General features: G+C 56.5%; 27 protein-coding genes and 1 tRNA gene. 10 read left to right on the forward strand and 18 right to left on the reverse strand.

Annotation, left to right across the window (positions count from 1 at the left end; genetic code table 11):
- From ACXZ66_RS07525 to ACXZ66_RS07560, 8 genes are all read right to left on the reverse strand, one after another.
- Entirely contained in the window at window positions 1–1,308 is a 1,308-nt protein-coding gene (locus ACXZ66_RS07525; RefSeq protein ID WP_458747839.1) for an anaerobic C4-dicarboxylate transporter, read from the reverse strand.
- A 118-nt stretch (window positions 1,309–1,426) separates the two neighbouring features.
- Complete coding sequence (gene aspA, locus ACXZ66_RS07530) at window positions 1,427–2,854, reverse strand: aspartate ammonia-lyase (RefSeq protein WP_458747841.1); 1,428 nt, start codon at window positions 2,852–2,854, stop codon at window positions 1,427–1,429.
- Window positions 2,855–2,926: 72 nt separating this feature from the next.
- Complete coding sequence (hisG, locus tag ACXZ66_RS07535) at window positions 2,927–3,772, reverse strand: ATP phosphoribosyltransferase (RefSeq protein ID WP_458747843.1); 846 nt, start codon at window positions 3,770–3,772, stop codon at window positions 2,927–2,929.
- Window positions 3,773–3,806: 34 nt separating this feature from the next.
- On the reverse strand, window positions 3,807–4,070 hold the full coding sequence (locus ACXZ66_RS07540; protein ID WP_458747844.1) for a phosphoribosyl-ATP diphosphatase: 264 nt from the start codon (window positions 4,068–4,070) through the stop codon (window positions 3,807–3,809).
- Between the two features lie 10 nt (window positions 4,071–4,080).
- Window positions 4,081–4,737 carry an HAD family hydrolase gene (locus tag ACXZ66_RS07545; protein ID WP_458751322.1) on the reverse strand — a complete coding sequence of 219 codons (657 nt, stop codon included), beginning with the start codon at window positions 4,735–4,737 and terminating at the stop codon, window positions 4,081–4,083.
- A 10-nt stretch (window positions 4,738–4,747) separates the two neighbouring features.
- Window positions 4,748–5,128, reverse strand: coding sequence for a hypothetical protein (locus ACXZ66_RS07550; protein ID WP_458747846.1), 381 nt, complete (start codon window positions 5,126–5,128; stop codon window positions 4,748–4,750).
- Between the two features lie 24 nt (window positions 5,129–5,152).
- The gene (gene mshC / locus ACXZ66_RS07555) at window positions 5,153–6,382 is read right to left on the reverse strand and encodes a cysteine--1-D-myo-inosityl 2-amino-2-deoxy-alpha-D-glucopyranoside ligase (protein ID WP_458747848.1); all 1,230 of its coding nucleotides are present in this window, start codon (window positions 6,380–6,382) and stop codon (window positions 5,153–5,155) included.
- 10 nt (window positions 6,383–6,392) lie between these two features.
- Window positions 6,393–7,220, reverse strand: coding sequence for an undecaprenyl-diphosphate phosphatase (locus ACXZ66_RS07560; RefSeq protein WP_458751324.1), 828 nt, complete (start codon window positions 7,218–7,220; stop codon window positions 6,393–6,395).
- 61 nt (window positions 7,221–7,281) lie between these two features.
- Between ACXZ66_RS07560 and ACXZ66_RS07565 the strand changes: the two genes are divergently transcribed.
- Genes ACXZ66_RS07565 through ACXZ66_RS07575 form a run of 3 tightly spaced genes read left to right on the forward strand, consistent with a single transcriptional unit; the run spans window position 7,282 to window position 10,288 of the window.
- A complete protein-coding gene (locus ACXZ66_RS07565; protein ID WP_458747850.1) occupies window positions 7,282–8,133 on the forward strand; it encodes an aldo/keto reductase in 852 nt (283 codons plus the stop codon).
- 49 nt (window positions 8,134–8,182) lie between these two features.
- Entirely contained in the window at window positions 8,183–9,199 is a 1,017-nt protein-coding gene (locus ACXZ66_RS07570; protein ID WP_458747851.1) for a YncE family protein, read from the forward strand.
- A gap of 3 nt (window positions 9,200–9,202) precedes the next feature.
- Complete coding sequence (locus ACXZ66_RS07575; protein WP_458747853.1) at window positions 9,203–10,288, forward strand: quinone-dependent dihydroorotate dehydrogenase; 1,086 nt, start codon at window positions 9,203–9,205, stop codon at window positions 10,286–10,288.
- On the opposite strand, the gene ACXZ66_RS07580 is transcribed toward ACXZ66_RS07575, so the two are convergent.
- A complete protein-coding gene (locus ACXZ66_RS07580; RefSeq protein ID WP_458747855.1) occupies window positions 10,263–10,610 on the reverse strand; it encodes a hypothetical protein in 348 nt (115 codons plus the stop codon). The genes ACXZ66_RS07575 and ACXZ66_RS07580 overlap by 26 nt on opposite strands.
- On the reverse strand, window positions 10,611–11,165 hold the full coding sequence (locus ACXZ66_RS07585; protein WP_458747857.1) for a YbhB/YbcL family Raf kinase inhibitor-like protein: 555 nt from the start codon (window positions 11,163–11,165) through the stop codon (window positions 10,611–10,613).
- A 168-nt stretch (window positions 11,166–11,333) separates the two neighbouring features.
- Between ACXZ66_RS07585 and ACXZ66_RS07590 the strand changes: the two genes are divergently transcribed.
- The 3 genes from ACXZ66_RS07590 (at window position 11,334) to ACXZ66_RS07600 (ending at window position 13,678) form a co-directional block, all read left to right on the forward strand.
- Window positions 11,334–11,419: transfer RNA gene (locus ACXZ66_RS07590), tRNA-Leu, on the forward strand.
- Window positions 11,420–11,786: 367 nt separating this feature from the next.
- The gene (locus ACXZ66_RS07595; RefSeq protein WP_458747859.1) at window positions 11,787–12,290 is read left to right on the forward strand and encodes a nuclear transport factor 2 family protein; all 504 of its coding nucleotides are present in this window, start codon (window positions 11,787–11,789) and stop codon (window positions 12,288–12,290) included.
- Between the two features lie 83 nt (window positions 12,291–12,373).
- The gene (locus ACXZ66_RS07600; protein WP_458747860.1) at window positions 12,374–13,678 is read left to right on the forward strand and encodes an MFS transporter; all 1,305 of its coding nucleotides are present in this window, start codon (window positions 12,374–12,376) and stop codon (window positions 13,676–13,678) included.
- 83 nt (window positions 13,679–13,761) lie between these two features.
- Here ACXZ66_RS07600 and ACXZ66_RS07605 read toward each other — a convergent pair whose 3' ends face one another.
- Both ACXZ66_RS07605 and ACXZ66_RS07610 read right to left on the reverse strand, forming a co-directional pair.
- A complete protein-coding gene (locus ACXZ66_RS07605; protein WP_458747861.1) occupies window positions 13,762–14,550 on the reverse strand; it encodes an SDR family NAD(P)-dependent oxidoreductase in 789 nt (262 codons plus the stop codon).
- Between the two features lie 65 nt (window positions 14,551–14,615).
- Entirely contained in the window at window positions 14,616–15,041 is a 426-nt protein-coding gene (locus ACXZ66_RS07610) for a cupin domain-containing protein (protein WP_458747863.1), read from the reverse strand.
- A gap of 97 nt (window positions 15,042–15,138) precedes the next feature.
- On the opposite strand from ACXZ66_RS07610, the gene ACXZ66_RS07615 reads away from it, so the two are divergent.
- Window positions 15,139–15,792 (forward strand): TVP38/TMEM64 family protein, encoded by a 654-nt coding sequence (locus ACXZ66_RS07615; RefSeq protein ID WP_458747865.1) that lies wholly within the window; start codon window positions 15,139–15,141, stop codon window positions 15,790–15,792.
- A gap of 4 nt (window positions 15,793–15,796) precedes the next feature.
- On the forward strand, window positions 15,797–16,357 hold the full coding sequence (locus tag ACXZ66_RS07620; RefSeq protein WP_458747866.1) for a MarR family transcriptional regulator: 561 nt from the start codon (window positions 15,797–15,799) through the stop codon (window positions 16,355–16,357).
- On the opposite strand, the gene ACXZ66_RS07625 is transcribed toward ACXZ66_RS07620, so the two are convergent.
- Genes ACXZ66_RS07625 through ACXZ66_RS07635 form a run of 3 tightly spaced genes read right to left on the reverse strand, consistent with a single transcriptional unit; the run spans window position 16,335 to window position 18,852 of the window.
- The gene (locus ACXZ66_RS07625) at window positions 16,335–17,570 is read right to left on the reverse strand and encodes an SPFH domain-containing protein (protein ID WP_458747868.1); all 1,236 of its coding nucleotides are present in this window, start codon (window positions 17,568–17,570) and stop codon (window positions 16,335–16,337) included. The genes ACXZ66_RS07620 and ACXZ66_RS07625 overlap by 23 nt on opposite strands.
- Before the next feature lie 3 nt (window positions 17,571–17,573).
- The gene (locus tag ACXZ66_RS07630; RefSeq protein ID WP_458747869.1) at window positions 17,574–18,002 is read right to left on the reverse strand and encodes an NfeD family protein; all 429 of its coding nucleotides are present in this window, start codon (window positions 18,000–18,002) and stop codon (window positions 17,574–17,576) included.
- 10 nt (window positions 18,003–18,012) lie between these two features.
- Window positions 18,013–18,852, reverse strand: a complete 840-nt coding sequence (locus tag ACXZ66_RS07635) for a DUF3097 domain-containing protein (protein ID WP_458747870.1) — start codon at window positions 18,850–18,852, stop codon at window positions 18,013–18,015.
- Between the two features lie 33 nt (window positions 18,853–18,885).
- Here ACXZ66_RS07635 and ACXZ66_RS07640 point away from each other — a divergent pair, with 33 nt between their 5' ends.
- Entirely contained in the window at window positions 18,886–19,635 is a 750-nt protein-coding gene (locus ACXZ66_RS07640; protein WP_458751325.1) for a hypothetical protein, read from the forward strand.
- On the opposite strand, the gene ACXZ66_RS07645 is transcribed toward ACXZ66_RS07640, so the two are convergent.
- From ACXZ66_RS07645 to ACXZ66_RS07655, 3 genes are all read right to left on the reverse strand, one after another.
- Window positions 19,617–20,654 carry a ferrochelatase gene (locus ACXZ66_RS07645; RefSeq protein ID WP_458747872.1) on the reverse strand — a complete coding sequence of 346 codons (1,038 nt, stop codon included), beginning with the start codon at window positions 20,652–20,654 and terminating at the stop codon, window positions 19,617–19,619. The two genes, ACXZ66_RS07640 and ACXZ66_RS07645, sit on opposite strands and share 19 nt — an antisense overlap.
- A 31-nt stretch (window positions 20,655–20,685) precedes the next feature.
- Window positions 20,686–22,557 carry a DIP1281 family NlpC/P60 protein gene (locus tag ACXZ66_RS07650; RefSeq protein WP_458747873.1) on the reverse strand — a complete coding sequence of 624 codons (1,872 nt, stop codon included), beginning with the start codon at window positions 22,555–22,557 and terminating at the stop codon, window positions 20,686–20,688.
- Between the two features lie 496 nt (window positions 22,558–23,053).
- Window positions 23,054–23,521, reverse strand: coding sequence for an Rv1476 family membrane protein (locus tag ACXZ66_RS07655; protein ID WP_458747874.1), 468 nt, complete (start codon window positions 23,519–23,521; stop codon window positions 23,054–23,056).
- A 317-nt stretch (window positions 23,522–23,838) separates the two neighbouring features.
- Between ACXZ66_RS07655 and acnA the strand changes: the two genes are divergently transcribed.
- Window positions 23,839–26,619, forward strand: a complete 2,781-nt coding sequence (gene acnA, locus ACXZ66_RS07660; protein WP_458747876.1) for an aconitate hydratase AcnA — start codon at window positions 23,839–23,841, stop codon at window positions 26,617–26,619.
- Window positions 26,620–26,710 lie beyond the last annotated feature (91 nt).

Consider the following 26,710-nt stretch of genomic DNA (forward strand, 5'->3'; position numbering starts at 1 on the left):
CTAGATTATTACGGAGCCGAAGAGATAGGCGAGTAATACAGAAAGTGCAATGCACAACACCCCCGGGATCAAGAATGGGTGGTTGAACACGTACTTGCCAATGCGGGTCGAGCCAGTGTCGTCCATTTCAACTGCGGCCAGCAATGTTGGATACGTCGGGAGGACGAAGAGAGCAGAGACTGCAGGGAAGGCCGCAACCGCGGTCAGCGGGCTGACCCCCATCGCGAGGGCTGCCGGCATCAAGGCGCGAGTCGTTGCGGCCTGGGAGTACAACAGGGACGCCGCGAAGAAAAGGATGACAGCGAGTAGCCACGGGTGCGCCTGGAGGACATTTCCGGCGATGACCTGGATGTCTTCGAGGTAGTGATTGATAAAAGTCGTGCCCAGCCATGCAACACCGAGGACGCACACCGCAGCAGACATGCCCGACTTGAACACTTGGGTGTTCAAGATTTCGCCAGCTGGGATCTTAGTGATTATGACGATGATCGCCGCCGCGGAAAGCATGATCGCCATAATGGCTTCGTTGCGAGGAATCGTCGGGTCGCTGACCAACCCCAGCTGCTCAGAGATCAAGGTGGCATAGATCATCACGGAGATAATCGCAATAAGGAAGACGACCACGGACGCTTTCGCTCCACGAGGTGCACGGTACTCGGCCGCGGGCTGGGGCTTGCGGACGAGTCCCTTCTCGAGCCGCTCTTGATACACGGGGTCGTCGTTAAGATCTTTGCCCAAACGATTGGCCAGCCATGCCGTTGGGAAAATCGCGAGGAAGGTCGACGGGATCATTACACCCAGCAGCTGAAGGTAACTTACGCCAAGTGGCTCGATCAGTGAGGCCATGTAAACAACTGCGGCTGAAAGTGGCGATGCGACGATGGCCATTTGGGAGGCCACTACGGCTACAGATAGCGGGCGCGAAGGCCGGACATTGCCTTCCTTGGCTACCTCAACGATGACGGGCAGCGTGGAGAAGGCAGTGTGGCCGGTGCCTGCGAAAACAGTCATCAACCAGGTGACAATTGGTGCGTAGACGGTGATCTGCTTTGGGTTGCGGCGCAAGAATCGCTCGGCGATGTGAACGAGATAATCCATGCCGCCGGCGCGCTGCATTGCTGAGATCGCCGCGATGACGCACATGATGATGCCGATGACATCAAAGGCAATGTCATCGGCCGTGACGTGCATACCGGTGATGCCAAGCAGAATAACGCCGAGACCGCCAGCAAAGCCGATCGCGATGGAACCGAGGCGAGCGCCGAGAATGATGGCACCGAAGAGAATAGCAATGTGAAGAACAAGCATGCGTGAGTGTCCTTGTCCGGGAAGGGATATTCCGCAGACAATTATCAAACAAAAGTACGATCAACAATTGGATTTTGAATGGATCGTGATCAACCCCACGCATGCAAGAGGCTAGCTATTACTTCATCTCATCCAGGTAAATCTTGCCCCGGTACTGCGGGTGCATCAGATTTTCTTTGGAAAGCACGTTGTTGAGCGTTTCTTCGTCGAGAAGCCCCTTCTCTAGGATGATCTCACGCACACTGCGACCCGTCTCTGCGGCCTCCTTGCCCACCAAATCCCCGTTGTGGTGACCGATGAACGGGTTGAGGTAAGTGATAATCCCGATGGAATTGTCCACGTAGCCTTGGCACACTTCGGGGTTGGCGGTGATGCCCGCGACGCACTTCTCGCGCAGTGTCTTGGCAGCGTTGCGCATCATGGTGATGGACTGGAACAGCGACTCTGCGATGACGGGTTCCATCACGTTGAGCTGCAGCTGGCCCGCCTCGGCGGCCATGGAGACGGTCAAGTCATTACCGAAGATCTTAAAGCAGACCTGGTTGACTACCTCGGGGATGACGGGGTTGACCTTGGCAGGCATTATCGACGAGCCGGCCTGGCGCTCTGGCAGGTTGATCTCGTTGAAGCCCGCGCGCGGACCCGAGGAGAGCAGGCGTAAATCGTTACAGATCTTGGACAGTTTCATCGCGGCGCGTTTGACTGCGCCGTGCGCCATGACATAGCCACCGGTGTCGCTGGTGGCCTCGATCAAGTCCGGGGATGAGGAAACGGGAAGATCGGTGATCTCGCGCAGCGCCTCGAGGACAGCTTCGCGGTAGCCCGCAGGAGTGTTCACACCGGTACCGATCGCGGTGGCGCCGAGGTTGAGCTCAAGGAGCATCTCGGAAGCGTTGACCAGGGTTTTCTGCTCCTCAGCGAGGTTTGCGCCGAAAGCGCGGAACTCAGAGCCCAAAGTCATGGGTACAGCATCTTGGAGCTGCGTGCGGCCCATCTTCAAGATGTCACCGAACTCGTCGCCTTTGGAGCGGAAGGCCTTTTGCAACTTGTCGAACTCTTCGATGAGTTCTGCCATAGCGTAATGCAGACCCAGGCGCAGACCAGTTGGGTAGGCATCGTTGGTGGATTGAGCAAGGTTAACGTGATCATTCGGGTTGATTACGTCGTAGGAGCCCTTTGGAAGGCCCAGTTTTTCCAGCGCCAGGTTGGCCACTACCTCGTTGGCGTTCATGTTTGTGGAGGTACCGGCTCCACCTTGGAAAGCATCGATCGGGAACTGATCCATGCAGCGGCCTTCCTCGAGGATCTGGTCACAGGCCCAGATAATCGCATCGGCTTTATCCTTTTGCAGGGTGTGTAAGCGCCGGTTTGCAGTAGCCGCCGCCTTCTTCACCTGGACCAAGCCGCGGATGAAATATGGCATGTTGTTGATCGTGGTGCGCGAGATTTGAAAGTTATCCATCGCGCGCATCGTGTGAACCCCGTAATACACGTCGTTGGGTACTTCGACGGTGCCTAGGAGATCCTCTTCAGTACGTGTTTGCACTGCTTCCCTTTCGCTTGACTGTGGCCTTTGTTGGAGCCTTAGTTAGAGCCTTCCTCCCACAGCCTAGCGAAATTAGAGGCGCGCGATACGAAGGTCAGAGGCCAAAATTGCCTCGCCGCCAATAGCAGCAAGCTGATCCATCACGGCGTTCGCGCGCTTGCGCGGAACCATTGCGCGCACCGCTACCCAGCCCTCGCGGGAAAGCGGAGAAACCGTCGGGCCGGTCACGCCCGGGGTGATTGCCGATGCTGCAGGCAAGTTGTCTCGATCAATGTTGTAGTCGAGCATGAGATAGTGGCGCGCGTGCAAGATGCCCTGAATACGAGAGAGCAGAACCTGCATTTCAGGAGTGGTTTCTGCGCCCTTGCGCTTGACCACTACCGCCTCACTGGAGACAATGGGATCGCCGAAAGGCGCGAGGCCTTGCTGGCGCAGCGTTGCTCCGGTGGACACAACGTCGGCGATGGCATCTGCGACACCGAGACGAATGGAAATCTCCACAGCGCCATCGAGGCGGATCACGTTTGCAGTGATGCCACGCTCAGCCAAGTAATCCTCCACCAAATGTGGGTACGAGGTGGCAATACGCTTGTCTTGCAGGTCTTCTACTGACCAGTCTTCCCCAGCGCGTGCTGCAAAACGAAAGGTGGAGTCACCGAAACCAAGTGCAAGAGCCTCATCCACGTTCGCGCGGGAATCCATGGCAAGATCACGGCCGGTGATACCCAGATCGAGGTGGCCTGCGGCAACATAAATTGCGATGTCCTTGGGGCGCAGGAAGAAAAACTCAACCTGGTTTTCTTTATCCAGAATATTCAAAGCCTTGGTGTACCCACGGCTTTTGTAGCCGGCTTCTTTCAGAATTTCCGATGCGGCTTCCGACAGGGATCCCTTATTGGGAACGGCGATCTTGATCATGAACGTCCTTTGATGCGGGGTGTGGTGTGAGTTTTTAAAGGAACTTGTAAATATCTTCAGGCTTCAGGCCACGCGCGACCATCATCACCTGGGTCCAGTACAAAAGCTGGCTCATTTCCTCAGCCAATTCTTCATCGGTTTGGTACTCGGCTGCGATCCACACTTCACCGGCTTCTTCGATGATCTTCTTGCCAATCGTATGTACGCCCTTATCTAATGCCTCCACTGTGGAGGAGCCTTCTGGGCGCTCCGTCGCGCGTGCGGTCAATTCAGCAAAAAGCTCATCAAAATTTTTCACGGGTTCAACATTAGCTCATGGCCTTAAACCACGTCGCGACATCCTCGGCTGTAGCACCAACGAAGCGCGACGAGTCGAATTGGACGACTCCTGCGGGAACCTTTTCGGCCAAGCCAAGTACTTTGCAGCCGGCCGCAGCGGCCGCGCTCATGCCTGCCCAGGAGTCCTCGAATACGAGGCACTCAGATGGGTCTTCACCAACGCGTCGGGCCGCCTCCACATACATTTCCGGATCCGGTTTTCCGTTTGTGACTTCATCACCAGTAATCGAATCCACGAAGTACTCGCGCCCAACAGCGTCAATGCAATAATTTGCCAGGTAACGCTCCGTATTCGTAGTCACCAGCATGCGCATCCCCGAATCCTTCAGCGAGCTAAGCAGCTGCGGAATGCCCGGGTTCGGTTCAAGTTCCTCAGACAGAAGCTGACCCATGCGCTGATACATCCAGGCTTTATGCGCGGCAGCCTCATCGTCGTTAAGCTGCACCCCTGCCCACTGCGCACAAAGACCCAGCGTGTGAGCGAAACTCCCACCGACCGTCTGTTCACGGATTTCAGGTGTGATCCGTCGCCCAAGGCGTTCGGAGAGCTCATAGGTGGCAATCCCCCAGAGCGGTTCCGAGTCGATCAAGGTGCCATCCATATCCCAGAAAATAGCCTTGGGCATAGTGCGTGTATTACTCCAGATCAGGTAGTTGGTTGAGCGCTTCTTCTTCAGCGCCGGTTGCCGCAGAAGCATTGTAAATGAGCTGCTGAAGCTCTTCCTTTTCCTCCGGCTCAAGCACAGCGTTGGCGTGCTGCTCGTTGAAGGCAGAGATATTCGCGTGGAAATTCTCCACTACCGCCACTAGTTCCTCGCTGCCTGGATCATCGTCCAAGGTTTCCAACGCGTCGAGGAACATTTCAATGAGCTTCTGCAAATCTGGCAAGACCTTAGGATCAAAAGGTTGCTCCCAATATTCCTTATCTTCGTCACGAAGGTAAGAGCCAGAAGCGAATGTGTGCAGGTCTGCGATGAATTCGTCGACGTCAGTCTGAAACTGTTCACGGATGGTCATGCTGCCCATTGTCTCCCAAAATTCTCAGAGGCGCACGCCGAGAAGGCCATGCACTGCGGTTTTAATCAAATCATCGTGGTCGCCGGCAGCATTATCGACGATGCGCAGCGCCGACGGCGTATCAAGGTCGTTCGAAAGCGCTTCGCGCAGCTTTACGACGATTGCCTCCGCCTCCTCTTGGGAGACATCCTTCGACAAGTTCTCGCGCCACTGGCTCAAGCGTGTCTCCGCCTGGGCGAGGATCTCATCGGAAAAGTCCCGGTCATCGCGGTAATGGCTGGAGAACAACGCCAAACGGATCGCCCCGGGTTCGTGGCCCTGCTCGGTGAGTTTGTGCACGAATACCAGGTTACCCAGCGACTTAGACATCTTCACACCGTCGAGCCCGATCATGCCCGAATGCACGTAATGGCCCGCCATCCGATCGATCTCGTGGGTGGCCTCGGCGTGGGCTGCCGAAAACTCGTGGTGCGGGAATGCGAGGTCGCTGCCACCACCTTGGATAGCAAAATGCGCCCCGAGGCGGTTGGTAGCAATGGCCGAGCACTCAACGTGCCAGCCAGGACGACCCGGGCCGAAGGGAGAGGACCACGCGGGTTCGCCCTCGCGGTGGCCGCGCCACACCAGCGCGTCAAGTGGATTGCGTTTGCCTTCGCGGTCAGGGTCTCCCCCGCGCTCAGCGAAAGCTTCTTCCATCTCGGTGTGGGAATAGTTGGATTCGTAACCGAATTGTTCAGTGGCATCGACCGAAGCATAAACATCGCCTTGGTCGAGCTTGTAGGCCGCGCCCTTTTCTAGAAGTGCGGAAACCATATCAATTACTTCATCTACCGATTCCATCGCGCCGATATAATCGCGCGGTGGAATGATGTCTAGGACATCCATGTCGGAGCGGAATAAATCAATCTGGCTTTTGCCTAATTCCCGCCAATCAACCCCGTCGCGCGCTGCGCGCTCGAACAGTGGGTCATCGACATCGGTGATGTTTTGCACGTAATGGACTTTATGTCCGTTGGCCAAAAGAATGCGGTACACGAGGTCAAAGGTGAGATAGGTGGCCGCATGCCCCAAGTGAGTTGAATCATAAGGGGTGATCCCGCAGACATACATACCAACTTCCGCCGTGGAATTTGTGTTGGAGTCGGAGGCGTTGACCTCCACCGGGCGGATCTTTTGGTCCGCCGTGTCATAGAGATTAAGTGGTACAGCTACTCCCGCAACTTCGGGTACTTCAGGTTTTGGCCAAGATTGCATGACCCTTACCTTACATCGGCGACATGACACCAGCCGCAAGCAAGACCATCACAATGATGCCAGTTGGGATGCGGTAAGCCGCAAACCAGGCGAAGGAGTGGTTGGACACAAACTTCAGCAACCAGGCGATCGAGATATAACCAAGCACAAAACAGATGGCCGTGCCAACTGCCAACTGTGCGCCAGTTGCTGCCATACCTGCCTGAGGGGCGAAGGCATCTGGCAGGGAGAACAGGCCGGAAGCCAACACCGCGGGGATGGCCAGCAAGAAGGAGAACCTCGTTGCAACCGCACGGTCGAGGTTCAAGAACAGACCAGCGGAGATGGTGCCACCCGAACGGGAAACTCCCGGAATGAGTGCAAGACTCTGCGCCAGACCCATGATGATGGCATCTTTCATAGTCAAGTCCTCGAAACCGCGATTCTTCTTGCCCACTCGCTCAGCCCAGATGAACACGAAGGAGAACAAGACCAGCACTGTGGCGGTGATCCACAGGTTGCGCAGGTTCTCACGGATGATGTCTTTACCAAAGTATCCAAGGACTGCGACGGGGATGGTGCCAACGATGACCATCCATCCCATCCTGTAGTCCTGTCCGCGGCGATCCTTTTTGAACAGACCTGCGAACCAGGCTGTCAGGATGCGCCAGATATCTTTGGCGAAGAAAACCAGCACGGCGGCCTCGGTGCCGAGCTGGACAACAGCAGTAAACGATGCACCTGCGTCTTCACCCCAGAACAACTGAGAAATGATACGCAAGTGGCCAGACGAGGACACCGGGAGGAATTCGGTGAGACCTTGAACGACCGAGAGCACAATAACTTGTACCCATGACATATGATCCGCAACTTGAGCTACTTCATTCACGTCGAATCACACTACCGCTAATGTTGGGCGGGTGAAGAAACGAAACGTCGGACACAGCGGGCTCAAAATTTCTCCGATTGGGCTCTCCAGCGCCTCGTGGAACGCCGAGTCAACGCCCGCACTTTTGGCGGCTTTTGTGGAAGCGGGCGGAAACTTAATCACTGTGACTGCGGACATGCTTCCACTGATTGCCCCCGCGATTGCGCAGGTCGGGCGAGAAAATTTGATTATCTCGCTCACGGCCGGAGTTGATATGAGACTTCCAGTGGGCCAACGCGTGGATTGTTCACGCACGGCTTTGAGGCGCAGTCTTACCACCGCACTGGCGAAATCCAACATCGATTTCGTAGATATTTTCTCAGCGGCTTATTGGGATCCCCGAACTCCGGCACATGAAGTTTCTAGCACGCTGAAAGAACTCGTACAGGAAGGTCACGCAATGTATGCAGGTGCAGCGGGCTACGGAGGGTGGCAATTAGCCGTTACCCCGGGGCTGACTGTCGCGCACAACGAGTACTCACTCTTGCGCCGTGAGGTAGAAGAAGAAGTACTCCCCGCCGCAGAGCACCTCGGCATTGGGATGATCGCCGCCGCACCTTTAGCCCGGGGCCTGCTTTCTAGTGGTTACACGGCTAATACGCCTGCCGTGCACCCTTATCGCGGGGACAAAGCACGCACGATTGTCGAAGCCGTGGCCACTGCCGCCGAAGGCTTGTCCATGACTCCCGCTGCCACTGCATTGGCCTGGGTACTCGACCAACCAGGAATCAGCGGAGCCGTTGTCGGTGCGCAAAACGCCGAGGAGCTCGCCCAGTTACTTCCTGCGGCCCAAAGCCCCCTTCCCCGGCCGATCTTGTCTGCTCTCGACGACGTTTCAAAATAGAGATCGCAAAATAGGGGTTCACCTCGCTACCTTGCTAGGCTTAACCTCTGTGAAGAACCTCAGAACCATCGCCCTCATTTCAACTTTGGCACTCGGACTTACTGCGTGTAGTCAAAATGCTGCAACAGAATCCGGACAAGCCATGGGTGATGCAAAGCCGCAGGCCTCGCCACAAGATGCGCAGCCTGTCGGCGATGTTCATCAGTTCGACCCGATCATCGATATGGACCAGACCGGCGACGTGCTCGGTGTCCGGACAGCCTCGGCTCTGACTGTGGGCACCATCGACGAAATCACCGCCGGCAGCGCGAACGAAATTCAGCTCGACGATACCTGCACCGATGTCTCCGCCAACGACGGGAAATTCGTCATCTCGTGTGGCACAACAGTGCGTGTTTTCGACTCTGCCACCGATTCCGAGTCATCGATTACAACGGAGAAGCCGGTTCAATCGTCGACAATCGTGCGCTCTGGTGAGATCATTGCCGCATCCGGCGAAGAAAATAAGGCGTATGTCTACCGCGATGGCACGCGTGTCGACGATTTCATGGTCCAGGACCCCACGGACGAAATCATCGCCGTGCAACACGACGACGGGCAGCCTGATTCCGTTGTCCGCATCAACCGCCTCAATACCACGATCCAGGACTTGGACTGGGAAAACGGTCGTGCTGGCGGCACGCTGCGCGTCGGAATTGGTGTGGGTCAGGCAGTCCCTGGCAATGACGGCCTAGTTATCGTCTCTGATGCTTTGGCCCCTCAGCTGGCCATCTACACCACTGGTGAGGTGATTCGCCTGCAGCAAACAGCACCCGTTCCCGAGGGTCCTTGGGGCGTGGCGTGGGATAACAACCGCCACCTCGCGTGGATTGCTTCGACTTCGACGAACACTGCTTCTGGCTACGACATTTCCAACGGCGTGCCACTACAAAAGGCTACAGTAAATACGGTCCCGGATGCACTAGATATGGCGGTTCTAGCAGACGGAACTCTCGTGTTCGCATCCGCGAGCGGAGCAGGCATTCAAGTTGTCCCACCAACCTCTGTGTCAGAAGAAGGAAAGTAATCTATGGGCCTTTATGATCTCGCACTCAAGACAATGTTTCTGATTCCGCCGGAGCGGATTCACGGAATTATTAACGTCGGATTAAAAACTCTCCACTCCGTGCCTGTGGTCAACCGGGCGATGGAATCCGGAGTGCGAGTCAAAGACCCCGTGCTTTCGCAGGATCTCTTGGGCACCACCTTCTCTGCTCCTTTGGGGCTTGCGGCAGGCTTTGACAAGAATGCGGCCTCGATTGACGCGTGGGGTGCGATCGGTTTTGGATATGCGGAGCTTGGCACTGTCACCCCGAAGCCTCAGCCGGGCAATCCTGCGCCACGCCTGTTCCGTCTGCCAAAGGATAGAGCAATCCTGAACCGGATGGGCTTTAACAATAAGGGTGCGCTCGTAGTATCTGAGGGGCTAAAGAGGCGGAAGTCCTCTGACGTTGTTGGCATCAACATTGGCAAGAATAAGACCTCAACGGATGCCGTAGCTGACTTCCGCCAGTGCGCAGCTGCATTGGGTTCGCTTGCCGATTACGTTGCTGTCAACGTCTCTTCTCCAAACACGCCTGGCCTGCGCGACCTGCAAGCCGTCGAAGAACTTCGACCAATCCTGCTCGCCGTTACCGAGGCGACCGACTCCCCCGTGTTGGTCAAGATCGCACCAGACTTAGCTGACGACGATATCCTGCAGATCGCAGACCTCGCCATCGAACTTGGTCTTGCCGGCATCATTGCAACCAACACGACGATTTCGCGCGATGGCCTAAATACTGACCCAGAAGAGGTCGCAGCAATGGGCCCAGGCGGCATCTCAGGCGACCCGCTCAACGAGCGCTCCCTCGAAGTGCTCAAGCTGCTGCGCAAGCACGTAGGAGAGAAACTGCTACTGATCAGCGTCGGAGGAATTTCTACTCCTGAGCGCGCATGGGAGCGTATCACTTCAGGCGCAAACCTGCTGCAGGGATACACGCCATTTATCTACGGTGGCCTCGGGTGGATTCACTCGGTACACACCGGACTAGCCAAGCAAGTCCGAGCTCACGGCCTGAGCAATATCAGCGAGGCCGTGGGCAGCGGACTTACATGGCTGAACGACGCAAAATAAGCGCACAGAACACGGCGACACCGGCGTAGAGGGCTAACCAGTAAGTAGCCATGACGCCGAGCTTAATCGTTGGAATAAACACGCTGGCAAGAATCAACACCACTGCAATGGCAAGCGCTGCGACCTGAAGCTTTGATGCTGGCTGGTCACGGCGCATCGTCGCAAAGCCTCCGAAAAGCAAAGCGCCGACCCAGATAAAGACGCTGCCGAGCGTGATTTCGAAAACGCCTCCTCCACGGATGAAGGAGATAATTGCTTGGATGATCATAACGATGGCGAGCGCCATGAAGGCGCCGCCTACGCGAATTTGAATTGGAATCATTTAAGACTTGTTCTCGTAGTATCCCCACAGCACTGTCCGCGCAATGGAATGGAAGTAAAGGTTAAAGCCGAGGACAGTCGCAGTGGAATCTGGATCAATGTCCAATTCCTCTACATCGACAGCATGTACAGCATACAGGTACCGGTGTGGGGCATGACCTGCTGGAGGTGCTGCGCCGTAGTGCTTCCGCAGCCCCGAGTCACCCTTCAAGGTGACCACTCCATCAAGCCCGCCAAGAGTTGCGTCCGAGCCTGCACCGGTGGGAAGTTCTGTGACCGAGACAGGGATGTTAAATACTGCCCAGTGCCAAAAACCGGATGCGGTTGGCGCATCTGGGTCAAAGCACGTAATTGCTAGCGACTTTGTGCCTTCCGGCAAGCCCGACCATGACAGTTGTGGCGAGGTGGACTCCGGTGCGCGGAGCTTCTCCTGCAATTCCTGACCATTTTCCAAGTCTGTAGACGTCAAAGTAAACGACGGCAGATCCTTCAATGGTGCATAGGGATCAGGGCCAGGAAATCGGTCTTGTACATAATCTGGTGTGTTTGTAGCCATAGTTCTTTTCTACCTGAATCGAGCAAGCGATGTGACCGAAAGCCGGCAGATTACATCGATGCAATTTAGATGGCTGGATTGTGTCGTTAACGTGGCGATTTGTGTCTAGTTAGTAGTTCGGGATAAAGTACTTCAAGTGCCCAGCCGAGAGGTTGAAAACAATACCCAGCCCGGGTGGCGGAATGGCAGACGCGCTAGCTTGAGGTGCTAGTGTCCTATTAACGGACGTGGGGGTTCAAGTCCCCCTCCGGGCACAGATTGTGTGTAAGGTCCCAGACAGTGAATGTCTGGGACCTTTTAGCTTTTCATTGAATCTTCAAATAGGTGCACTTCGCAAGATATCACCATTATTTCACCTGGGCTTTTATTTTTCGCCAGGCGTTAGGTACGGCGCAGGGATTCGTCGTGAAGCGAAAACCGGACCTGACGCACTGCGAAATCGAAAACCGCAGGTCGCAGAAAACAAAGTCTTGCGAAGTGCACCTTTTTTAAGTCCACGCGAAGATAACCCAAGAAACTGCAGAAATAATATTGGTGTTTCCTTTGTTGGAGGCGTTAGACTGCTTGTACCGAGCGGTCCACAGCACTAGACTGACCGGTACATCTAATGAAGGAGACACCATGGCACTGACAAACGAAGACTTAATCACCCGCACTGAGATCCACGACGCACTAGTTAGTTATTCCCAAGGCCTTGATCAACGCAACTGGGACCTCTACGACCAGGCGTGGACCGAGGAAGCAACCTTCGAGGCTCCCGATGAGGGAATCGAGCCGATCAAGGCATCGGACCTGAAGAAGTTGCTGCAAAGCTCCAACGATTCGACGCGCCTTTCGGGACAGCATCTCCTGAACAACACTCACTACCACATTGATGGTGACTCGGCTCGGACGATCACCGAGGTGTCCTGGGTTACGCTGCAGACCACTGACAAGCCAAATATCGTCTTCGAGGTCCGTGCTGGCGGCATGTATGTCGATGATCTGGAGAAGACCGAGGCAGGCTGGCGCATTGCTAAGCGCATTCTGGTGACCAAGAACAAGAGCACACGTGGCGTGTTCTACACCGATGAGCGCATCGAGAACATCCGTAAGTACTCGCTGAACGCAAATTGGTACAAGTAAATACTCACACTGCTAGCGGCGATCTTCCGGAGCACAAGCACGCTTCGGTGGGTCGTCGTTAATTCTTGATAGAAGGATAAATAGTGTCCACCACACCGTCTCACACAGCCGATGAACAGTCTAAGAAGGTCCTGGGCATTCCTAGGAACCAGCTGGCTGGTGTGGCTGTAGGCCAGGTCGTTGAGTGGTTCGATTGGACCGCCTATGCCCTGCTTGCGGTCTACTTCTCCCACCTCTTCTTCCCTAAAGATGCCGACCCGCTCACGTCCTTGCTGGGCACCTTCGGCATCATGGCCGTCGGATTTATCGTCCGCCCACTGTCTGGCCTGGTTGTCAGTACAATCGCCGACCGCTTCGGACGACGTCCCGCACTGCTGTTCACCATCTGGGGCATGGGCATTGCCAGCCTGATCATTGGTATCGCGCCTACCTACGAGCAAGTCGGTGTCCTCGCACCGATTATCCTGCTGCTGGCTAGGATCGTCCAAGGCGTGGCCATCGGTGGTGAATTCTCCTCCACCGCCGCCCTTGCAATGGAGTCGGCTGGCGAAGGCCGTCGAGGCTGGGTAGCTGCGCAATTTACTTGTTTTGGCTACATTGGCCAAATCGCCGTGATTGTCATGGTTGCAGCGTTCAGCTTCATTCTGAGTCCAGAAGCCATGGGTACCTGGGGTTGGCGCGTGATCTTCATCTTCGGTGCTTTGCTGTCAGTCTTGGGTGTCTTCCTGCGCCGCCACATGCAGGACACCGTGGATACCTCGGCTACCCAAAAGACCTTCAGCTGGGCAGCGATTTTCGAGCCGATGCGCAAGCACCCGAAGCAGACAATTCAGGTGGTTGGCCTCACCGTTGGCTTTACCGCAATGGTCTACGCTTGGGGCTCCTACTTCCCCACCTACGCTCACACCTATCATGGGCTCGATCTGAGCTGGGGCAACCTCTCCCTGCTGATTGCGAACTTCGTGAACATCGTAGCTGTTTTGATCGCTGGAAAGTTCTCCGATCGATACGGGCGCAAACCAGTCATGATTACTGCAGGTGTTCTGCTCACCCTGATCACCGTGCCAGCCCTCGGCCTGCTCAACGACAGCATTCTGCGCCTGATTCTGGTCCAGTCGGTGGGCAACGCTCTGGTGGCTTCCCTTCAAGCAGCGGTTGTTCCGCTCTATAGCGAACTGTTCCCGAAGAAGTTCCGAGCAGCAGGATTCGGATTCCCTTATGCGTTCACCGTTGGCGTGATCGGCGGTACTGTTCCGCTCATTGGTACCCAGTTGGCCAGTATGGGGTTGGAAAACGTCTTCCCGTGGTACCTGGTTGTCCTGATGGCCATTTCCACGATGTTCTACATCGGAGCGAAGGAAACAGCATTCAAGCCGCTTCCTGAATAGGCCCGGAGACATGCACAAGAAAAGCACTGCCCCGGCACCACCTACATAGGTGGTGCCGGGGCAGTGCTTCGTCGTAAAGCGAATTAAGCTAGACGCCCGCCATCGACTGCGATGTCTGCGCCGTTGATGTACGAAGCCGCGTCGGAAGCGAGGAAGACCACGACGTTCGCGATCTCGTCTGGGCGAGCATAACGGCCCATCACGGTGCCGGCCTCGAAGGTCTCCTTCGCCTTTTCTGGATGCTCGGCGTCCCAGGCCTTCTCCACGTTGCGCATCAGGTTCGTGTCCACCTGGCTCGGCAAAATGCCGTTGACGCGCACGCCCTTGGACACACCCTCGCGGGCCGCTTGGTGAGTCAGGCCGCGGATACCGAACTTCGATGAAGTGTAGGGAGACATCGGCGAAGCGCCCACGATCGCGCCATTGATAGACACGGTGTTCACGATGGAACCCTTGCCCTGCTCGTACATGATGGGCAGCACGTTCTGCATCGCGATAAACGCAGCGCGGAGGTTGACGTTCATGACCTGATCGAACTGCTCAAGGGTGAGGTTTTCGATGCGATCAACGGTGCCAGAGATACCTGCATTGTTGAAAAGAACGTCAACGGTGCCGAAGCGCTGAACTGTTTCGTTCACGTAGTTCTTCGCCTGCTCCGGATCGGTGACATCGGCAGCGACGGTGAGCACGCGCTCCGGCGCAGCAAGCTTGTCTGCGAGCTCGGCGAGGGCCTGCGCGTTCAGGTCGATGAGGGCAACGTTTGCGCCATTATCGACGAATGCCTCTGCCGTTGCAGCACCGATGCCTCCGGAAGCGCCCGTGATGAGCACGGTCTTTCCCGTGAAATCGAAGTAATCAGTTAAGCGAGACAAAGCAGTCTCCTTTCCCTAGGGTTATCTGTCTAGACAGTATATCCCCAGTGAGCGTACCTAAATACTTAGTCCTGCTCGTTTGGATCTTTATCGGCATCCGCCTTGGTCTGGTGGAAAGTGCCCTTGACGTGATCGGGAGCGGCGTAGATGGAGTACAGCTTCACTGGCTCGTCGCCATTGTTGACCATGTTGTGCCACTTGCCAGCAGGAACGAACACTGCGAAGTCGGCTTCTACTTCTTGGTCGACATCGAGATCGTCAGGGGAATTGCCGATCATGAAACGGCCTTTTCCTCCCTCGAGGCGCAAGAACTGATCGTGATCGGTGTGGACTTCCGCACCGATTTCGCCACCGGCTGGAATCGACATCACGGTCATCTGCAGGAACTGACCGGTCCAAAGGGTGTCGCGGAAAGCATCATTTTCCAACGTGGCGTTCTCAATATTGAGGACGTATGGGTTTGGACCATGGTCATTGCGCAAATCGCTCATTGAAATCTCCTAGTTCTGAATCTTTTAAATCTTCTGAACATCTGCTGTGCTCCCCAGTGTAGGAGGAATCGAACAGGCGCGCCTACACTATTGATTTATGACCTCGAGACGATTAAGAATTCTGATTCTCACCGTAGCGTTGGTCCTTTTTATCGCTTTATGGGCGGCCATTGATGTTCCGCCACTATCAGTTTTGCGCGATTGGGCAGACAGAACCGGGCCGTGGTTCCCCATCTTGTTTTGGCTGATGTACGTGTTGATCACACAGGTGCCAATTCCTCGTACGGTGATGACGCTTTCGGCCGGCGTTCTCTTCGGCACCGGCTGGGGTATCGTGATCGCCTTGTCCGCCACGACGGTCTCCGCCGCACTCTCTCTCCTGATTGTCCGCGGATTATTGCGCGATTGGATTGCCCCGCGACTTACCCACCCCACAGTGGACAAAATAAATACCCACCTCGAGCAACGGGGGTGGGTCGCAGTTATCAGCCTGCGCATGATCGCCGCGATCCCGTTTTCGGTGCTGAACTATGTTGCGGCGCTGACCAAAATTCGGGTGGTCCCGTTTACCATCGCCACGCTGATCGGTTCGGCCCCTGGGACCCTGGTCACAGTGCTATTTGGCGATACCTTGACAGGCCAGGCCAATCCGGTCATCGTCCTGGCTACTGTGGTACTGGCCGTGATCGGTATCACTGGTTTGATACTTGATGCCCGATCGGCAAAGCGTCAAGGCCAGAAGGTAGACTAGAGGCATGATTGCCGTCCATGCTCGCTACCGGGGCCGAGAAACCCGCCGCGCAGACCTCGTCCGCCGTTCCGCCGAGGCTCTTTCTACCCTTCCAGGGGTAGGAACCTTTGAAGAGGTCGGAGTTGAAGACATCCGCGCGCACGTCAGCGGCCCTGTTGAAACCGTAGATCTGATTATGGCTTTGCTTTCCGATGGGAATTGGGCCATTGGGTTGGGCATTACCCAACACGGTCCAGCCGTCTATGCCTCAACTGATGCCGTGGGCACCCGCCCGGCTCAAGTCCGCGTGATCGTAGACAAGTCTGACGTAGCAACAGAGGCAAGCGATATCGAAGCCACCTTCGCGCTCATTGCACACGTTCTAGCAAAGCGCACCGTTGAGGGCCGCGAGGCCACTTCGCTCGTACGACGAGGCTTGAACCAAAATGAAGCCGCCCTGGAGCTGGGCATCTCCAAACAGGCGATGAGCCAGCGCCTTCAGGCGGCCGGGTGGCAGGCTGAGCAAGCTGGCTGGAAGCTTGCAGTCAACCTAATTAGTTGGGCTAGTTCTGATCAGTCTCGCTAGGCGGTTGCTCTTGTTCTGCAGGCTCTGAAACTGAGACAGGAACAGATGCAGCAGCATTTGCAACACTTGCGGCGCTGACGGAGTTGCGCTCGAGTTGCTCGATCTCTGCGGCAATCGGCGCGTCTGCAGGCTTGTTCGCCACCGCGCGAGCCTCGGCTACCGCGCGGGCAATCTCAGGATCCGAGGAGGTATCGAACCAGGTGTCCGTGTCGTCGACACCTGCCATGTCCTTGGTCTCTTGATCTGCCTTTGGTGGCTCGTAGCGGAACACCCCGTCGTCGTCCTTCTTTGCAAACGCCTTTGCAAACTGCTCGAGCGAGTCGCCGAACTGCGAAGGAATCATGAACATGGTAGACGCATCGCCCTGTGCCATCTGCGGAAGCTTGTCCAGGTACTGGTAGGTCAGAACCTCCGGGGTCAGCTCCGAGGCCTTAATCGCGGCATTGACCTTCTGAATTGCGCGCGCCTCACCTTGAGCGTTGAGGAATTTAGCGGCACGCTCACCCTCAGCACGCAGGATGGTCGCCTGGCGCTCCGCCTCGGCTTGAAGGATGGAGGCGTGCTTCTCGCCCTCGGCCGAGAGAATTCGCGCCTGCTTCTCGCCTTCTGCGGTCTTAATGTCCGACTCGCGCTGACCCTCAGCCTGGAGAATCATCGCGCGCTTTTCGCGGTCTGCCTTCATCTGCATCTCCATCGACTGCTGGATCGATGGTGGCGGATCAATCGCCTTCAGCTCAACGCGGCTGATGCGCAAGCCCCACTTTGCGGTGGCAGCATCGAGCTCGCCGCGCAGCCTGCGGTTAATGGTCTCACGCGAAGTCAGCGTTTCTTCCAGTGTCATGCCGCCCACGACGTCACGCAGGGTTGCCACGGAAATCTGCTCAACACCAACGAGGTAGTTGTCCACGCCGTAGATCGCGCGAGCAGGATCGTTAATCTGGAATGTCACCACGATGTCAATGGCCACTGTCAGGTTGTCTTGGGTAATAACAGCCTGGGGCGGGAAAGAGACGACGCGCTCACGAGTATCCACACGCGCGCGCACTCGGTCAATGAACGGCACCAGCAGGGTAAGGCCACCAGAAACAGTGCGGGTGTAGGAACCCAGGCGCTCAATCACCGCCGCTTCGCCTTGGGGAATCAGCGCAATGGACTTGAACACCACCGCGACGACGAGCGCCAGGATCAAGATGACGACGATTGTTGCAATCATAATTTAAGAATCCTTCCAAACAATGGCAGTCGGCCCGTCGATCTCAGCGACCGTGACGTGCTCTCCTACCTGGATGTTTTGGGATGGGTCGATGGACTTGGCGGACCAAATAGATCCATCGAGGCGAATCTGGCCGCCGGAAGCGGTGATGGTTTCAATTACCTCAGCCTTGGTGCCAACCAAAGCCTTCGTCGACGTATCCAACACTCGAGGCTGGTAGTACCTGCGCTTCAAAAACGGACGCAAGAACAGCAGCAAGGCCGCGGAGGCACCGGCGAATACAAGAACTTCAGCCCAGAGAGGGACCCCCAGCAAGGCCACACCAGTGGCCGCGAGCGCGCCTCCAGCGAGCATGAGCAGGGTAAATTCGCCCACGGCCAGCTCGAGGCCAGCGAGGACAAGTGTTGCGATTAACCAGATTAAGGGGCCCACAACTCAAACATTACAGATCTTCTTTGCTTAAACCAGGGGTAGTTACGAAATCAACGAGACGTTCAACCGCTCCGATCAAGGTCGAGTCCAGATCCCGGAAAGAATTCACAGCGGAGTAGACGCGGTTCCACCCCTCCTTGGGGTCGCTCCACCCGAGCCGATTACACACCCCCGTCTTCCAATCCTCGCCGTAGGGCACCTCGGGCCAGGCACGGATTCCGAGTCTCTCCGGCTTCACCGCAGCCCAGATATCAATGTATGGGTGCCCTGTGACAAGCACGTGCGGGCCGACGCCTTGGACCAGCCGAGTCTCCTTCGAGCCTTCCACGAGGTGGTCGGCCAGCACACCAATCCGCCGACCTTCTTCAGGCCCAAATTCAGCAAGGCGCTCGGTCAGATTATCCAAGCCCTCCAGGTACTCCACGACGACGCCTTCCACACGCAAATCGTGGCCCCAGACCTTTTCTACAATTGCAGCATCGTGGATACCTTCCACCCAGATCCGCGAAGGCGCCGCCACTTTAGCTTTGACGTTTTCTACTCTGCGGGAGCCCGAGTTTGAACGGGCAGGAGCTCGCTTCGCGACGAATTGCGTCAGCGTCACCCTCTGTCCTTCATAAAGAAATGCGCCGGGGAGCAACTGGAATAATCGTTGGGTGCCGTAGCGGTCCTCGAGGCGGACAAAATGGCCCTGGTACGTCTTTTCAAAGTTGATCACCGCACCCACAAAGTCGTCGCCGAAAACCTCGACTACGATGCCAGGTTTGGCCGGGACTTCCGGGTAGGTGCGGGCTTTGTTTCGGGCATGGCCGGAAAGAATGTCGCCACGGTAACGATCATCAGACTTCATAATCGCTACAGTCTATCGACTAGGATGCCTCAAGTGGATATGCGCGCCGAAGTCTATTCTCCCCTCCAAAATACCGCCGTGTGGCTGGCCGCTTGGTTGTACGGGGATGAGTCCACCGACGAACTTTTAAGCGCGCTGACCTCCCTGGGAGGCAAGCACTCTTGGGACGGTGGCCCGGTTTCCGACATTTTGCGCGAAATTCGCAGCGTGGCAGACGTGGAAAACGAAGATCCGGTGATCCGACTGGTTTTGTGGGGCCCCGGCCAAGCCGCAGGGATTCCGGCTGCCTCCCCTGCAGCTGAGGCGCTGACGCGGGCGGGGGCAATCGTCGTCAAGCAATCTGGTGGTCTTTCGCACATCCTTGTTCCTGCCTATACCGCTGAAGGCGTGCACTGGCGCTGGTTTGAGGAGGAGGCTCGCCTGCCGGAGCCGGCATGGTTATCGCCGGGAGAGGCGGATCAGTTGCTCTCGCAGGCGACGGAGCAGGCGGCGCAATTGATTGAGGCGCTGGGATATCGCACGTCAGAACTGCGCAATCCGCGGCTGACCGTGGGTTCGCTGGCGGATTTCTATGACACACCGGGCCTGCCCAATGGTGTGACCCCACGCGCGGCGAAGCTCTTTGCTCGCGCGGATAAGGTGGCTGCGATCATCGAGACGGTGACCGACCGCATTGGCGATCACAGCCTCGATCCGCAATTATTTGCGCTGTGGCGACACATCCGCACCGCCCGGATGGCGGGCGTAGCAGATGCGGTGCATGATTATTGGCGCGAAAGCTGACAACACCCAGGTGCACATGGTGCGCCGTTGACCGTGCACCCCTGGACCGTGATGCTCGACAGGGTGGGCACTTCCTCTTCCTGGCTGACGGCTTCGGCAATATCGACGACCATCTGCGCGAATTCTGGAGTGTGGCCGACCGTGGGAGTGCGTGTGAGCGTGATGGATCGCTCGTCGCAGGCTTCCTTCAGCTCTGAATCAAGGTCCCAGATTACTTCCATGTGATCAGAAATGAACCCGACTGGCACGCAAATCAGGTGCTTAAACGTCTCATCTTCGGCGGCAAGTTCTACGGTCCTATCCACGACATCGGGCTCCAGCCACGGTGTCGCCGGATTACCGGAGCGCGACTGCCACACGACCTCGTAGTTGGCGACCCCTGCTTTTTCGGCAATGAGGCGAGAAGCCTCTTCGACCTGACGGGAGTAGAGGTGCGCGTCGTCGGGGCCACCCGCAACCTTGTCTGCTGCCGTGGGCACCGAGTGAGCCGTAAACAGGACCTTCGTCTCAGCCTGGTCCGCGCCCTCCCACGCCTGCTTCAAATCCTTCGCCATGAGGTTGATGAAGGTGGGGTGAGCGTAGAACTGCCAGAGCTTAGTGAAGTCAACCTGAGGGGTAACTTCGCGCATGCCGACGATATCCTCGTCATACTGGCGACACGCCGAATATCCACCCCACGCGGAAGTAGCAAACACGAGGACTTTCTTGTGCCCGTCTGCGGCGATCTGCTGGGCAGTGTCGTTGGCAAACGGGTACCAGTTACGGTTGCCGAAGTAAACAGGAAGATCGTGTCCGCGGGAGGCTAGTTCATGCTCCACGTTGGCGATGATTTCGCGGTTGAGTCCGTTGAGCGGGCTCACTCCTCCGAAATTGAAATAGTGTTCTCCGACTTGCTCTAGTCGCTCGCGCGGAATTCCGCGACCGCGAGTGACGTTCTCTAGAAAAGGCACAACCTCGTCGTTTCCTTCCGGACCGCCGAAAGAAAGGACGAGGAGTGCATCATAATCGCTCAATGACATACGTGTGAGCCTATCAAACTTTCGTTCTAGATTAGATTAGGCGAACAGCGTACTCAGACATGCCGGACCAACGCACGGGAGACTTCTTCACCACGGAACCGGACTGCGGAGCCTCGATCATCATGCCGTCACCCAAATAGATGGCAACGTGGCTGTTTCCCTGCGGGCCCCAGAAAAGCAGGTCACCCCTCTGGGCTTGACTTGGCGAGACCTTGGTACCGCGCTGGTACTGGTAGCCCGTGTAGTGTGGCAGCGAAATACCCGCACCGGAAAACGCGTACAGGGTAAGCCCCGAGCAGTCGAAGCCGACCCGGTTATAGTCACCGTAGCTATCGGCCACACCGCCGTCACGGATGCCAAGGGTTGGACCGTTAGCGTTGCCGCCACCCCACGCGTACGACGTTCCCAACTGCGATTCGGCGCGTGCAATCACGGTTTCAATCTGCGCCTCGCGCGAGGAGTTCTTCGTCAGCTGCTGCGCCTGGTCGCTCACATCTTGAGTGGTCGGTACCTTCGGCAGCACCGCCTCCAACCCGGACTCACCCGATCCAATTTGACCAGCGGTTGGCGGGATCGTTCCGGTTGTATGGCTTCCAGTATCGCTTGTCGACGAGTCCGTGGTCGGCGTCGCAGAATGCGTCGTGCTCGGGGCTGCCTGTGTGGTTGTGGGGGTTGCCTCGGCACTGGTTGTAGTGCTAGTTGTTGGGCTCGTAGTTGCAGTCGGAGCGCTCGTCGCCGTGGTACTCGTGGTAGCCGGAGCACTTGTTGCTGGGGCGCTGGAAGCCGCCGAGGTTTCAGCGGCAGATGTCACAGATGGTGTCAGCGTTGAGAAGTCGTTTTCCCCCTGCGATGCGACAACTATCAAAGCAGCTGCCACTAGACCTGCCGCCGCAGCGAGATCTTCAGAATTGCTCTCGTTAAATGAGCCCGCGCTCATTTCGATGCTGTTGACAGCCTCGGATACTCGGTCAGTAGATGGCTGCGAGATTTCCAAATCCGGTGCGGATTGTGTAGCTTGCTCGACTGCCTGCTCTGAGATCGTGCTGACAGTCTGCTCTGAAACTTCGACCTTCGTGGAAGGACTTTCGGTAGGAGTAGAAGCTGTGTCACCCGTAGAATCCTGGACCGTTTCACTCAGTGCGTCAGGAGCCGGTACTTGTGGAGCGGGAGTGTGGTCTGGAGTGCCTGCGGAACCTGGCCGAACTGTCTCGAGTTCAGCTTGCGCCTGTTGGAGCTGCCCCTGTGCTTCGGAGCGTTGTTCAAGAGTGGATTTTAGCGTCTCCTGATTTTGGGCTAAAAGCTCTTGAGCGTGTGCCTCAGCGGCGGTTGCCTCATCGGCCCTGTCGCTAGCAAGCTGGCTAGCTTGACGCAGCAGAGACTCGTTATTGGCATCTACAGTTCGCTGATGCTCAAGACCAGTCAAGGTATCTTGCTTGTCTTGCTTGTCTCGCTGCAGGTAGGCGCTTCGCTCTAGCGCATCCTTTTGCGCGTCAGCGCTGGGCGCTTGGCTCGCTGGACTTGCCGTTCCTGCAGCACGATACGTCGACCGAGACAACTCGTTGAGCTCGTTTTGAGCCTCTGCCACTGCTTCTTGAGAATCAGTGAGCTGCCTACGAGCTTCTTCAGCACCTAATTGTGCTTGCTCTGCAGCTGAACGGGCATCACCTAAGTCGACAATTGCTTGATTGACAGACTCTCGCAGGTCGCCAATAGACAAGTTCAATTGGTCAATTTCGGATTGAGCGCTAGAAATCTCCGACACCAAGTCACTTACCGAGGCGCCCTGCTCCTGCGCCAAGGCAGGCGACGACAAAGTGACGAGTGAAAGGGACGTTGAACTGGCGACGACTGCAAGCCAGGTTTTGGCTCGCAGTCGTCGCACAGGTGCATTTGTGTAAGCCACGCGGGTGCTCCTCACGCCGCACGCCAAGGTGGACATCTGTTCGCCCGCTTAAAGCAAAAAGAAGAACATAGCCCAAAAGGGTCAAGGTGATCACCTTGACGTGTGGTTGTTGCTGATCGACTACAGGAGAGGGCGCGCAAGCCGTGCAATACACAAAATCCCTGCAGGATCATCGTTCGGAACTTGGCGTGCTTCCCCACATGCCCGGACCGACTATTCGATACTGGAGTGATTCAGATGTAGTAACAACGACTCGCGAGCCGACACAAGAACCATAAGTCACTTAATCACTCTGTTGCAGAACCTTTATCATCTTTCACATCAGTCAAGTCATTTAACATGACCAAATTGGTCCCATCGCCTGCAAAAACAGCGACACGCATAAAAAATGTGATCTTCACCACAGGTGAGATCACATTGCTGTAAATCTTCAACAACGGTTCGATTGGTCAAGTTATATTTCTTGACCGGCCGATCATCGTCAAGCTGAAATCTTTTAACGACGCCGAGCAAAATATGCCGTCGCAACAATCACGACTGCGATCGCCAGCACTGCCACGAGCGAGACTGCTGCCCACGGAATGTTGAATCCGGCAACGCTCTCGGCAAATGCATACAAACCCGTTGCGTAATCGGGTTCCCCCATCAGCGCCTGCTGCGCATTCTCAATCTCGGCGCGGTTTAAAGTATCGCTCGCAACGGCTACGGAATTTGGTGTACGAACAACCACGGTGTCAATCCCGGTAGCTAGATTCATGTCCTGAGCTAAGTCGCGTAACTGGGCAGACGATTGCGACACATCCTCAAGAACGACTACCCCGATATCGGGGAGGTTCAATCCAGCCATCTGATCAAGGGTGCCGAAAAGCGATTCTTCTAGCGCCCAGTTATTTATGTTGTCAGACCCGAACGCAACCCCATCCTGTCGGAGCTGTTCAGCGAGGGATTGTGGGTCATAGTTCATGGAGAGGCGCACTTTCTACGGAGCTAGAAGTTTTGGGTGAAAACCTAAGGGAAACTGCTTGAATTTCTCGAGCGTAGCCCGAACGGGGGTAAATGGGCGCTTTGAAACGCACGTACTCAACCGAATTACATGCCAACAAAACGCTCGTACTGTTAGAGTGGCAGAAGACTGTGGTTACTTTGCCTACAATTGGCTGTTGACCGCATGTGCTGGCGCTGATCTGCTGCGAATCTTATTCGAAGAAGATCGACGTAAGTTCCCAATTACGGGTCATTCTTAGTTTTAAAACGGACCAACAACGAGAAATGGAGCTACCTGTGGCTGAAAGCAAGAACTCCTTCAATGCCAAGAAGACGCTCAACGTCGGTGACAAGTCTTATGACTACTTCGCACTTGACGCAGTCGAGGGCATGGAGAAGCTTCCCTACTCCCTGAAGGTTCTCGGCGAGAACCTTCTGCGTACCGAAGATGGCAAGAACGTAACCGAGGATCACATCAAGGCAATTGCCAACTGGGATCCAAAGGCAGAGCCTTCCATCGAGATCCAGTTCACCCCTGCACGCGTTTTGATGCAGGACTTCACCGGCGTTCCTTGTGTCGTCGACCTGGCTACTATGCGCGAGGCTGTTTCCACTCTGGGCGGTAACCCAGACCAGGTGAACCCACTCGCTCCTGCAGAAATGGTCATCGACCACTCCGTTATCATCGAGGCATTCGGTAGCTCCGACGCTGTCGAGAAGAACGTTGCCATCGAGTACCAGCGCAACGAAGAGCGCTACCAGTTCCTGCGTTGGGGTGCTGAGAACTTCTCCAACTTCCGCGTTGTTCCTCCAGGAACCGGCATCGTCCACCAGGTCAACATCGAGTACCTGTCCCGCGTTGTCTTCGACAACGATGGCCTGGCATACCCAGATACCTGTATCGGCACTGACTCCCACACCACCATGGAAAACGGCCTGGGCATCCTGGGCTGGGGCGTTGGCGGCATCGAGGCTGAGGCAGCAATGCTCGGCCAGCCAGTGTCCATGCTGATCCCTCGCGTTGTTGGCTTCAAGCTGACCGGCGAGATCCCAGTAGGCGTTACCGCAACCGACGTCGTTCTGACCATCACCGAGATGCTCCGCGAGCACGGCGTTGTGCAGAAGTTCGTTGAGTTCTACGGCAACGGCGTGAAGTCCATCCCACTGGCTAACCGCGCAACCATCGGCAACATGTCGCCTGAGTTCGGCTCCACCGCAGCGATCTTCCCGATCGACGAGGAGACCATCAACTATCTGAACCTGACCGGCCGTAGCCAGGAGCAGATCGACCGCGTCGAGGCTTACGCAAAGGCTCAGGGCATGTGGCTGGAGCAGGACGCTCCTGAGGCTGAGTACTCCGAGTACCTCGAGTTGGACCTGTCCACCGTTGTTCCTTCCATCGCTGGTCCAAAGCGTCCACAGGACCGCATCCTGCTGTCCGAGTCCAAGACCACCTTCCGTAACCAGCTGCCTGATTACAACACCGCTGGCAACGACACCACCGAGCCAGTTCGCGCTGAAGCTGTTGAGTCCGTTGAGTACAACGTTTCTTGGCCAGCAAACGGTGAGTCCGCTGCTGCAGGCGCCGAGGGCCGTGCATCCAAGCCAGTCATCGTGGAGTCTCCACAGGGCGGCGAGTACACCCTCGACCACGGTGCAGTTGCAATTGCTGCAATCACCTCGTGCACCAACACCTCCAACCCTTCCGTCATGGTCGGCGCTGGTCTGCTGGCACGTAAGGCTTCTGAAAAGGGCCTGAAGTCCAAGCCATGGGTCAAGACCATCATGGCTCCTGGTTCCCAGGTCGTCGACGGTTACTACAACCGTGCAGACCTCTGGAAGGACCTCGAGGCTGTCGGTTTCTACCTGACCGGCTTCGGCTGCGCATCCTGCATCGGTAACTCTGGCCCGCTGCCAACCGAGGTTTCTGACGCGATCAACGAGTACGACCTGACTGCTACGGCTGTTCTTTCCGGCAACCGAAACTTCGAAGGCCGCATCTCCCCAGACGTGAAGATGAACTACCTGGCTTCCCCATTGCTCGTTATTGCTTACGCAATTGCTGGCACCATGGACTTCGACTTCGATACCCAGCCACTGGGCCAGGACCAAGAGGGCAACGACGTCTTCCTGAAGGACGTTTGGCCTTCCTCCGAGGAGATCGAGTCCACCATCGCAGGCACCATCTCCCGCGAAATGTACGTCGACGATTACGCTGACGTATTTAAGGGCGACGAAGCATGGCAGAACCTGGACGTTCCAGAGGGCAAGACCTTCAAGTGGAACGAGGATTCTACCTACATCCGCAAGGCTCCTTACTTCGATGGCATGCCTACCGAGCCAGAACCAGTTCAGGACATCAAGGGCGCTCGCGTTTTGGCGAAGCTCGGCGATTCGGTCACCACTGACCACATCTCCCCTGCTTCTTCCATCAAGCCAGGCACCCCAGCTGCTAACTACTTGGATGAGCACGGCGTCGAGCGCAAGGACTACAACTCCTTCGGCTCCCGCCGCGGTAACCACGAGGTTATGGTTCGCGGTACCTTCGCGAACATCCGCTTGGCTAACGAGCTCGTCGATGTCAAGGGTGGCTACACCCGCGACTTCACCCAGGAAGGCGCACCACAGGCGTTCATCTACGATGCAGCTCAGAACTACGCTGCACAGAACACCCCACTGGTTGTCCTTGCTGGTAAGGAATACGGCACCGGTTCTTCCCGTGACTGGGCTGCAAAGGGCACCAACCTGCTCGGCGTGAAGGCTGTTATCACCGAGTCCTTCGAGCGTATCCACCGCTCGAACCTCATCGGCATGGGCGTCATTCCTCTGCAGTTCCCTGAGGGCGAGTCCCACGGCTCCCTCGGCCTGGACGGCACCGAGACCTTCGATATCTCCGGTATCACGGCACTCAACGATGGCACGACCATCCCAGAGACCGTCAAGGTCACCGCTACCAAGGCAGACGGCTCCACCGTTGAGTTCGACGCGAAGGTTCGCATCGATACACCGGGTGAGGCTGACTACTTCCGCCACGGCGGTATTCTGCAGTACGTGCTGCGCCAGATGGTCAAGAGCTAGTCCTACACAGACTGACCTCTGATTGACTGGAACTAGGGGCCGTGCCTGCATCGACAGGCCGGCCCCTTCCCGTATCCCAATCCTTAGGAGC

The organism is Corynebacterium sp. S7 (assembly GCF_054401105.1).

Coding starts and splice junctions, on each gene's coding strand:
- ACXZ66_RS07585 (WP_458747857.1), bottom strand. CDS start 11,165: ATGGCTACAAACACACCAGATTATGTACAAGACCGATTTCCTGGCCCT.
- ACXZ66_RS07620 (WP_458747866.1), top strand. CDS start 15,797: ATGATTGCCGTCCATGCTCGCTACCGGGGCCGAGAAACCCGCCGCGCA.
- ACXZ66_RS07550 (WP_458747846.1), bottom strand. CDS start 5,128: ATGACCATCCGTGAACAGTTTCAGACTGACGTCGACGAATTCATCGCA.
- ACXZ66_RS07615 (WP_458747865.1), top strand. CDS start 15,139: ATGACCTCGAGACGATTAAGAATTCTGATTCTCACCGTAGCGTTGGTC.
- ACXZ66_RS07580 (WP_458747855.1), bottom strand. CDS start 10,610: ATGATTCCAATTCAAATTCGCGTAGGCGGCGCCTTCATGGCGCTCGCC.
- ACXZ66_RS07635 (WP_458747870.1), bottom strand. CDS start 18,852: ATGAAGTCTGATGATCGTTACCGTGGCGACATTCTTTCCGGCCATGCC.
- ACXZ66_RS07545 (WP_458751322.1), bottom strand. CDS start 4,737: ATGCCCAAGGCTATTTTCTGGGATATGGATGGCACCTTGATCGACTCG.
- ACXZ66_RS07575 (WP_458747853.1), top strand. CDS start 9,203: ATGGGCCTTTATGATCTCGCACTCAAGACAATGTTTCTGATTCCGCCG.
- ACXZ66_RS07525 (WP_458747839.1), bottom strand. CDS start 1,308: ATGCTTGTTCTTCACATTGCTATTCTCTTCGGTGCCATCATTCTCGGC.
- ACXZ66_RS07625 (WP_458747868.1), bottom strand. CDS start 17,570: ATGATTGCAACAATCGTCGTCATCTTGATCCTGGCGCTCGTCGTCGCG.
- hisG (WP_458747843.1), bottom strand. CDS start 3,772: ATGATCAAGATCGCCGTTCCCAATAAGGGATCCCTGTCGGAAGCCGCA.
- ACXZ66_RS07560 (WP_458751324.1), bottom strand. CDS start 7,220: ATGTCATGGGTACAAGTTATTGTGCTCTCGGTCGTTCAAGGTCTCACC.
- ACXZ66_RS07645 (WP_458747872.1), bottom strand. CDS start 20,654: ATGTCATTGAGCGATTATGATGCACTCCTCGTCCTTTCTTTCGGCGGT.
- ACXZ66_RS07610 (WP_458747863.1), bottom strand. CDS start 15,041: ATGAGCGATTTGCGCAATGACCATGGTCCAAACCCATACGTCCTCAAT.
- mshC (WP_458747848.1), bottom strand. CDS start 6,382: ATGCAATCTTGGCCAAAACCTGAAGTACCCGAAGTTGCGGGAGTAGCT.
- ACXZ66_RS07655 (WP_458747874.1), bottom strand. CDS start 23,521: ATGAACTATGACCCACAATCCCTCGCTGAACAGCTCCGACAGGATGGG.
- ACXZ66_RS07595 (WP_458747859.1), top strand. CDS start 11,787: ATGGCACTGACAAACGAAGACTTAATCACCCGCACTGAGATCCACGAC.